This window comes from Pseudomaricurvus albidus (assembly GCF_018863235.1).
GTDB lineage: Bacteria > Pseudomonadota > Gammaproteobacteria > Pseudomonadales > Cellvibrionaceae > Pseudomaricurvus > Pseudomaricurvus albidus.
In genome coordinates, this window is the sequence record NZ_JAHKRS010000025.1 from 1 (window position 1) to 1311 (window position 1311).

1 protein-coding gene is annotated in these 1311 nt (G+C 42.0%); it reads left to right on the forward strand.

Annotated features, from left to right (window positions below; translation table 11 throughout):
• The first annotated feature begins 71 nt into the window (after window positions 1-71).
• The gene (locus tag KOI40_RS18250) at window positions 72-1085 is read left to right on the forward strand and encodes an IS110 family RNA-guided transposase (protein WP_233710382.1); all 1014 of its coding nucleotides are present in this window, start codon (window positions 72-74) and stop codon (window positions 1083-1085) included.
• Window positions 1086-1311 lie beyond the last annotated feature (226 nt).

The following is a 1311-nucleotide window of genomic DNA, read 5'->3' on the forward strand; positions in this document are numbered from 1 at the left end:
ATAATGACATGGACTCTCCTCTACCTTCAGTGGCTATCCTTAAGATACGACTACTGAACTAGGAGACGATCATGGCGACAATGACTATTCGTATTGGTTTGGATATAGCTAAAAACATATTTGTTGCTTACGGTGTGGATCAGCATGGGAATAAGACACTCTCAAAAAAGTTAAAGCGCCAGTCAGTTTTAACTTTTTTTGCGCAATTACCGCCAGTATTAATTGGTATCGAATCTTGCGGAAGCAGTAGCTACTGGGGAAGGGAACTGAAGAAATTAGGACACGATGTGAGACTTATTGCGCCCAAGTACGTTAAGCCATATCTGATAAAAGAGAAAAATGATTTAAATGATGCCTCAGCAATTTGTGAAGCTATAAGCAGGCCTAATGTAAACTTTGTTGCCATTAAAACAGAAGAGCAACAAGAAATATTAATGGTGCATCGAGTACGTTCTAGAAGCATCGCTACTCGAACGTCATTGATAAATCAAATTAGAGGGCATTTAGCTGAATTTGGTTATGTTTTTAGCCAGGGTAGAGAGAAGTTTAAAAAAGAGATGGTGGCGTTTCTGAGCGATAATGATCTGTCTCCTCTTGTTCTGGAAATAGTCCATGATTTATATGCTTCAGTGTTAAGAGAAGAGGAGCGGATCGCTCAATTTGATCGTTTAATCGAGCGTTGGGCTCGCTCACATCCAGTTGCAAGAGAGTTGTTGACGCTGGATGGGGTTGGCGCGCTGACAGCCTCGGCAGTGGTAGCAACTACCGGAGATTCAAAAACATTTAAGAGCGGCAGGCAGTTCTCGGCATGGCTGGGTTTAGTGCCTAGACAGTATTCATCCGGGGGGAAAGCAAAACAAGGAAGGATCACAAAGAAAGGCGATACATATCTTCGAACACTCTTGATACACGGAGCAAGAACTGTATTGCTTATGTCCTCTAAAGGGAAAGGCGTTCACACTGAATGGGTAGAAAAGCTAAGAAAGAGTAAGCCAGATAATGTTGTGGCAGTAGCTTATGCATCAAAACAAGCAAGAATGCTCTGGGCAATGATGTTTAAATATCAAAGCACTGGAAATTGTTAAGTAAGGATGAACTTCTTGATTGCTGGTAAGTGAGATGGAAACGGCATCGACCGTGCGTAAATAAGACCTGATAACAGCTTTGGCTCTTGAGGCCGTTTGAATAATGAGGAATTTGCGCGCAAATGTCATCTGGGTCAGTGTGACTACACAAAGACCGAATAGATATATGCAGTCGAATGTGGTTTTATCTTGATTACCTTGCAAACCGAGGAGAGTCCATAGATAA